Annotated in this window: 5 protein-coding genes and 1 pseudogene; 4 read left to right on the top strand and 2 right to left on the bottom strand. The window is 71.3% G+C overall.

What is annotated here, in order from left to right; genetic code table 11:
* Both ADL08_RS36165 and serA read left to right on the top strand, forming a co-directional pair.
* Nucleotides 1–139: pseudogene (locus ADL08_RS36165) on the top strand (ketol-acid reductoisomerase); the annotation flags it as partial.
* A 237-nt stretch (nucleotides 140–376) separates the two neighbouring features.
* Nucleotides 377–1,966: a phosphoglycerate dehydrogenase gene (gene serA, locus ADL08_RS32415; RefSeq protein WP_053649393.1), complete on the top strand. Its 1,590-nt coding sequence runs from the start codon at nucleotides 377–379 to the stop codon at nucleotides 1,964–1,966.
* 80 nt (nucleotides 1,967–2,046) lie between these two features.
* Here serA and ADL08_RS32410 read toward each other — a convergent pair whose 3' ends face one another.
* Nucleotides 2,047–3,201, bottom strand: coding sequence for a DUF1266 domain-containing protein (locus ADL08_RS32410; RefSeq protein WP_053649392.1), 1,155 nt, complete (start codon nucleotides 3,199–3,201; stop codon nucleotides 2,047–2,049).
* A gap of 20 nt (nucleotides 3,202–3,221) precedes the next feature.
* Nucleotides 3,222–4,334, bottom strand: a complete 1,113-nt coding sequence (locus ADL08_RS32405; RefSeq protein ID WP_053649389.1) for a PucR family transcriptional regulator — start codon at nucleotides 4,332–4,334, stop codon at nucleotides 3,222–3,224.
* 181 nt (nucleotides 4,335–4,515) lie between these two features.
* Between ADL08_RS32405 and ADL08_RS32400 the strand changes: the two genes are divergently transcribed.
* Nucleotides 4,516–5,442, top strand: coding sequence for a proline dehydrogenase family protein (locus tag ADL08_RS32400; protein ID WP_053649387.1), 927 nt, complete (start codon nucleotides 4,516–4,518; stop codon nucleotides 5,440–5,442).
* A 34-nt stretch (nucleotides 5,443–5,476) separates the two neighbouring features.
* Nucleotides 5,477–7,108, top strand: coding sequence for an L-glutamate gamma-semialdehyde dehydrogenase (gene pruA, locus ADL08_RS32395; RefSeq protein ID WP_053649385.1), 1,632 nt, complete (start codon nucleotides 5,477–5,479; stop codon nucleotides 7,106–7,108).
* Nucleotides 7,109–7,192 lie beyond the last annotated feature (84 nt).

The raw sequence follows: 7,192 nt of genomic DNA, 5'->3' as shown, positions 1-7,192 counted from the left end.
CAAGAACTGGATGGACGAGTACCACGGCGGTCTGAAGAAGTACACGGAGTACAAGACCCAGGACGAGCAGCACCTCCTGGAGACCACCGGCAAGGAGCTGCGCAAGCTCATGAGCTGGGTGAACGACGAGGAGGCGTAAGCCTTCCGGGGCGGGGTCGGACATGCCGTCCGGCCCCGTTCCGCTTCGTTGGACATGCCGTCCAACCACGGACGGGTGATCCTGCCGACGAGGCGCATGAACCGCGCCCCCGCACCACTACACTGCTCAACAACATACGCGTCAGGCCCACAGCGTCGTGCGCTTTCACGCGGCAAGCCCCCTCCACCGCCTGCGGCCGTCGGGACGGCCGTCCGCACTGCACCTGTGAGGACTCACGTGAGCTCGAAACCTGTCGTACTCATCGCTGAAGAGCTGTCGCCCGCCACCGTCGACGCGCTGGGCCCGGACTTCGAGATCCGGCACTGCAACGGCGCCGACCGCGCCGAACTGATCCCCGCCGTCGCCGACGTGGACGCGATCCTGGTCCGCTCCGCCACCAAGGTCGACGCCGAGGCCATCGCCGCCGCCCGGAAGCTGCGCGTGGTCGCCCGCGCCGGCGTCGGTCTGGACAACGTCGACGTCTCCGCCGCCACCAAGGCCGGCGTGATGGTCGTCAACGCCCCGACGTCGAACATCGTCACCGCAGCCGAGCTCGCGTGCGGTCTGCTCGTCGCCACCGCGCGCAACATCCCGCAGGCCAACACGGCGCTGAAGAACGGCGAGTGGAAGCGCTCCAAGTACACCGGTGTCGAGCTGAGCGAGAAGACCCTCGGCGTCGTCGGCCTCGGCCGCATCGGCGTCCTGGTCGCCCAGCGCATGTCCGCCTTCGGCATGAAGATCGTCGCGTACGACCCCTACGTGCAGCCGGCCCGCGCCGCCCAGATGGGGGTGAAGCTGCTGACCCTGGACGAGCTCCTGGAGGTCGCGGACTTCATCACCGTCCACCTGCCGAAGACCCCGGAGACCCTCGGTCTCATCGGTGACGAGGCGCTGCACAAGGTCAAGCCCTCCGTCCGCATCGTCAACGCCGCGCGCGGCGGGATCGTGGACGAGGCGGCGCTGTACTCGGCGCTCAAGGAGGGCCGGGTCGCCGGCGCGGGCCTCGACGTGTACGCCAAGGAGCCCTGCACGGACTCCCCGCTCTTCGAGCTCGACCAGGTCGTCTGCACCCCGCACCTCGGCGCCTCCACGGACGAGGCCCAGGAGAAGGCCGGCATCGCCGTCGCTCGCTCGGTGCGCCTGGCGCTCGCCGGCGAGCTGGTCCCGGACGCGGTCAACGTCCAGGGCGGCGTCATCGCCGAGGACGTCAAGCCCGGTCTGCCGCTCGCCGAGAAGCTCGGCCGGATCTTCACCGCCCTCGCGGGCGAGGTCGCGGCCCGGCTCGACGTCGAGGTCTACGGCGAGATCACCCAGCACGACGTGAAGGTGCTCGAACTCTCCGCGCTCAAGGGCGTGTTCGAGGACGTGGTCGACGAGACCGTGTCGTACGTCAACGCCCCGCTGTTCGCGCAGGAGCGCGGCGTCGAGGTGCGCCTGACCACCAGCTCCGAGTCGCCCGACCACCGCAACGTGGTCACCGTGCGCGGCACCCTCGGCAGCGGCGAGGAGGTCTCGGTCTCCGGCACCCTGGCCGGCCCCAAGCACCTCCAGAAGATCGTCGCCGTCGGCGAGTACGACGTGGACCTGGCGCTCGCCGACCACATGGTCGTGCTGCGCTACGAGGACCGTCCGGGCGTCGTCGGCACGGTCGGCCGGATCCTCGGCGAGGCCGGTCTGAACATCGCCGGCATGCAGGTCTCCCGCGCGGAGGAGGGCGGCGAGGCGCTCGTCGTGCTCACCGTGGACGACACCGTCCCGGTGGCGGTGCTCTCGGAGATCTCGGCCGAGATCGGCGCCACCTCGGCCCGCTCGGTCAACCTGATCTGACGCACGGCCCCGTACCCGGTTGCCGGCCGCTTGTTCCGTACGAGCGGCGGGCGGCCGGGCGCCGTGCTGTCACGGGCACTTCAGTGCCAGGGGATGTGCTTCCAGGGGCTGCCCTCGTGTTCGGTGAGGACGCGGTGGCCGGTGACGTTGTCCTCGTACCAGGAGCCGTACTCCTCCTCGTCGAACCGCAGCACCCTGCCCAGCGCGTAGCCCGCCGAGAAGTCCTCCCAGGACGTGTACGCCGCCCTGCTCAGCGCACCCGCGTGGACGATGGCCTGTTCGGCCTCGTGCGGGGTGCAGAACCGGGCCGAGAGCCCCCAGCGGGCCACGTTCACCGCCCGGCCGTAGTCGTACGCGACCGTCTTGCGCACCCGTCCCTCCGGAGGCAGCAGGCCGTCCGCCCGGAACCGGGCCTCGTACCGGACGATCCGGCGGACCAGCTCTCCGACCTCCCGCACGCTCTCCGGGGACGCGCCGAGGTCCTGTGCGTGGCCCGCCGCCGTATCGCGCCACAGATCGGCCGACGGTACTCCGTGGATCTCCGCCGTCAGCCGTTCGCGCACGCTCAGGACGAAGTCGGGCTCCGGGGGACTGTTGCGCCCGGCGAGGAGCGCGTCCAGTTCCCCGCGCCAGCCGGACGGTTCCGTGACGCCCCAGGCGTCGCGGAGCGTGTCCAGCTCGACGGTGTACCCCATGTACAGGGTTCCCGCCTCGTTCCACGGCACGCCGTTGGAGACCGCCAGATGGCCCCCGCAGGCGAGCCCGAACGCCAGGGGTCCTCGGAGCGGCCCGTGGCGCAGGGCCACGAGGCGGTGCTTCGGGGAACGGCGGTGCCGGGCGTGGTACTGGAGCCAGGTCGCCCGGTCATGGGCCGCGGAGGGCAGAAGGAACTGGACGGGGCTGCCCGGGTTCACCACCAGGGGCCGGGGCGCCGCGTCGTTCCAGTGGAACGTGGCGATCCACCGGAGCGAGACGCAGTGGAACACCCAGTCCGGGTGCCACGGCGGCAACATCCCGCGCGTGATCACGGTGCGGTGACCCGGCTCCGGGTACGAGCGCCAGTGGACGCGCCCCGGATCGGCGTCGACCTCCACCTTCGGCGCCAGGATGAACAGGTCGGTGCTCGCCAGCACTTGTGTCGCGGCATCGGTGTCGTTGCGCACCGCGGCCTCGTACAGCCGGTGCTCGACCTCTGTCGGTGGGACCCAGCCGCTGAACGCTCCCCCTGTGCTCATGATCCGATCCTAGGGAACCCCTACAGCCGGGCCGACTTCAGGGACATGTGGAGCAGCAGCCGGTCCTCCCCGTCGTCCAGGTCCAGGCCGGTGAGCTGCTCCACCCGGGACAGCCGGTAGTAGAGGGTCTGCCGGTGGATGCCCAGGGCCGCCGCCGTGCGCCCCGCCTGGCCCGCGTGGTCGAGGTACGCCTCGGCCGTGCGGGCCAGTTCGGCGTGGGCGGGGGCGAGCAGCGGCGCGACGACCGGATCGACCTCGGGGTGGTAGAGCGCCGCCAGGAGCCGGTACGGGCCGATGCCCGCCCACTCCGCGACCGGGCCCAGCTTCGGCTGCGCCGTCGCGGCACGGGCCGCCGTGCTGGCCTCCCGCCAGGCCGCCGGGAGCTCCGCGAGGCCCCGGCGGGGGACGGCGATCCCGGCCGGGGCGTCGCCGCGCAGCCGCTCGGCGGCCGAGCGGGCGGGGGAGAGGTCCTCGGCCGTGCGCAGCCGTACGAGGACGGCGAGGGACGCGGCGTCCGGGAGCGCGGCGACCGCCGCCGCGCCGGGGACGGCCCGTACCGAGGGGGCGTCCCCCTGCCAGGGGGTCGCGCAGACGACGGTGTGCAGCCCGTCCGCGCTGGGCCCCAGGGCCGCGCGCAGCGCCGCGACGGCCATGTCGTTCTGCCAGCCGCGCCCGGCGGTCAGGGCCGCGGCGAACTCGCGCGAGAGGTCCGCGCCCGCCCGCTCCTCGTCGGCGAGGAGTCCGCCGATCCGGGCGGCCACCTCCATGGCCGCCGCCAGCCGCTCGGGCGTGGGCCCCGGCTCGGCGTCGAGCAGCCACACGTACCCGAGGACGACACCCCGATGGCGTACGGGAAGGCAGATCCGGTCCCGGAAGACGCCCGCGTCCGGGGAGGCGGGGATGCGGACCGGGCCCTCCGCCCGGGTGATGCCGAAGCCCTCGAACCAGGCGCGGACCGCCGGGGTCGATCCCCGGGTCAGGATCGACCGGGTCCGGACGGGGTCCATCGCGGTGTCGTCGTCGCTGTCGTGGGCGCCGAAGGCGATCAGCCCGAAGTCGCGGTTCTCCAGCGTCGCCGGGGCGCCGAGGAGTGCGGAGATCTCGTCCACCAGGTCTTGGTAATCGCCCTTCACGGCGCCATTCTCGCACCCTCTCAGACAGATGTATGAGGAGCGGGCCACGGATGCGTGACAGCTGTAGGTGGCGCACGATCGGACCGATTCGTAGGTTTCACAGTGGTTATCCGTGCTGTTCCGGTTCGTTCTCTTCGCACTGGTACGGCCCCGTTCTACCCTTGCCCCCTGGAGGTGCCCCGTGCTGGGTCCCGTGATCCTCGCCGCGTCCCGCAGCGACAAGATGCGCCGTTTCGTGTCGGCCGCGCCCGGGACCAAGCAGGTCGTGGCACGCTTCATCGCCGGCGAGACGGTGGACGACGTCGTCCCGATCGTGCGGGAGCTGAGCGAGCGCGGCCTGGAGGTCACCCTCGACGTCGTCGGTGAGGACATCACCACCGTCGAGCAGTCGCACGCCGCCCGGGACGCCTACCTGGAGCTCATCGGCCGCCTGAAGGAGCTGGGCCTCGGCGAGCGCGCCGAGATGTCCGTGAAGCTGTCGATGTTCGGCCAGTCGCTGGAGAACGGGCACGAGCTGGCGCTCGCCAACGTCCGGCCGGTCGTCGAGGCCGCCGCCGGGATCGGCACCACCGTCACCCTGGACGCCGAGGACCACACCACCCTCGACTCGATGTTCGCCATCCACGAGGAGCTGCGGAAGGACTTCCCGCAGACCGGCTGCGTCATCCAGGCCTACCTCTTCCGCACCGAGGACGACGCCCGCCGCCTCGCCGCGAACGGCTCCCGCGTCCGGATCGTCAAGGGCGCCTACAAGGAGCCCGCCTCCGTCGCGATCCAGGAGAAGCCGGAGATCGACAAGGCGTACGTCCGGATCACGAAGATCCTGATGGAGGGCAAGGGCTACCCGATGATCGGGTCCCACGACCCGCGCCTGATCTCCGTCGGCCAGGAGCTGGCCCGCCGCGCCGGGCGCAAGTTGGACGAGTACGAGTTCCAGATGCTGTACGGCATCCGGGGCGAGGAGCAGCACCGCCTCGCCGCCGAGGGGCACCGCATGCGTGTGTACACCGCGTACGGCACCGACTGGTACGGCTACTTCATGCGCCGCCTGGCGGAGAAGCCGGCCAACCTCCTCTTCTTCGTCCGCTCCATCCTCACCAAGGGCTGAGCCCCACCACCCCTCCGAAGGAGTACAGAGACTCATGGACGCTGTGACCCAGGTCCCCACTCCCGTCAACGAGCCGGTGCACGGCTACGCCCCCGGCTCCCCCGAGCGCGCCCGTCTGGAGCTCAAGCTCAAGGAGCTGGCCGAGAACCCGCGCGAGCTGCCGATGACCATCGGCGGCGTGAAGCGCCTGGGCGGCGGCGAGGAGTTCGAGGTCGTCCAGCCGCACAACCACGGGGCCGTCATCGGCACCTTCCGCGGCGCCACGCAGCAGGACGCCCAGGACGCGATCGACGCCGCCCTCGCCGCCGCCCCGGCCTGGCGCGCGATGTCCTTCGACGACCGCGCCGCGATCATCCTGCGCGCCGCCGAGCTGCTCGCCGGCCCCTGGCGCGAGACGCTGGCCGCGTCCACCATGCTCGGCCAGTCCAAGACCGCCCAGCAGGCCGAGATCGACACCCCGTGCGAGCTCGTCGACTTCTGGCGCTTCAACGTGGCGTACGCCCGCCAGATCCTGGCCGAGCAGCCCCCGGCCAACTCGCCGGGCGTCTGGAACCGTCTGGACCACCGCCCGCTCGAAGGCTTCGTCTACGCGATCACGCCGTTCAACTTCACGGCCATCGCGGGCAACCTGCCCACCGCCCCCGCCCTCATGGGCAACGTGGTGGTCTGGAAGCCGTCCCCGACGCAGACCCACGCCGCCGTGCTCCTCATGGAGCTCCTGGAGGAGGCCGGCCTGCCCAAGGGCGTCATCAACCTGGTGACCGGCGACGGCATCGCCGTCTCCGAGGTGGCCCTGAACCACCGCGACCTGGCCGGCATCCACTTCACCGGCTCGACCAAGACCTTCCAGCACCTGTGGAAGACGGTCGGCAACAACATCGAGAACTACCGCTCGTACCCGCGGATCGTCGGCGAGACCGGCGGCAAGGACTTCGTCGTCGCCCACCCCAGCGCCGACCGCGCCGTCCTGAAGACCGCGCTGACCCGCGGCTCCTTCGAGTACCAGGGCCAGAAGTGTTCGGCGTCCTCGCGCGCCTACGTCCCGGCCTCGATCTGGAACGACGGCTTCAAGGAGGAGTTCGCGGCCGAGGTCGACGGCATCACCATGGGTGACGTCACCGACCTGTCGAACTTCATCGGCGCCGTCATCGACGACCGCTCGTTCGCCAAGAACAAGGCGGCGATCGACCGCGCCAAGTCCGACCCGAGCTGCACGATCGTCGCCGGCGGCACCTACGACGACTCGGTCGGCTACTTCGTCCGCCCGACCGTCATCGAGTGCACCGACCCGGAGAACGAGGTCTTCACGACCGAGTACTTCGGCCCGATCCTCGCGATCCACGTCTACGACGACGAGAAGTACGACGAGATGCTGACCCAGATGGAGTCGGTCTCGGACTACGCGCTCACCGGCTCGGTCATCGCCAACGACCGCGCCGCCGCCGCGTACACGATGGAGAAGCTCCGCTACGCGGCGGGCAACTTCTACATCAACGACAAGTCGACCGGCGCCGTCGTCGGCCAGCAGCCCTTCGGCGGCGGCCGCGCCTCCGGCACCGACGACAAGGCCGGCGCCCCGCAGAACCTGATGCGCTGGACGCTGACCCGCGCCATCAAGGAGACGCTGGTCCCGCCGACCGAGTACGGCTACCCCCACATGGGCTGACGCCCCCGCCGCGCGAGCGGCGCCTGCCCCCAGGGGCAGACCCCCGTTCCCCGCGGACGGGCCCCCGACACCGCCCCCGACCCC

It is taken from the genome of Streptomyces sp. NRRL F-6492 (assembly GCF_001280125.1).
Taxonomy (GTDB): domain Bacteria; phylum Actinomycetota; class Actinomycetes; order Streptomycetales; family Streptomycetaceae; genus Streptomyces.
The sequence above is the reverse complement of the archived record's forward strand: the minus strand, read 5'-3'. Positions and strand labels throughout refer to the sequence as shown.

What these genes read in the sequence shown, in the direction of transcription:
- ADL08_RS32410 (WP_053649392.1), bottom strand. Translation starts at nt 3,201, where the DNA reads ATGAGCACAGGGGGAGCGTTCAGCGGCTGGGTCCCACCGACAGAGGTC.
- pruA (WP_053649385.1), top strand. Translation starts at nt 5,477, where the DNA reads ATGGACGCTGTGACCCAGGTCCCCACTCCCGTCAACGAGCCGGTGCAC.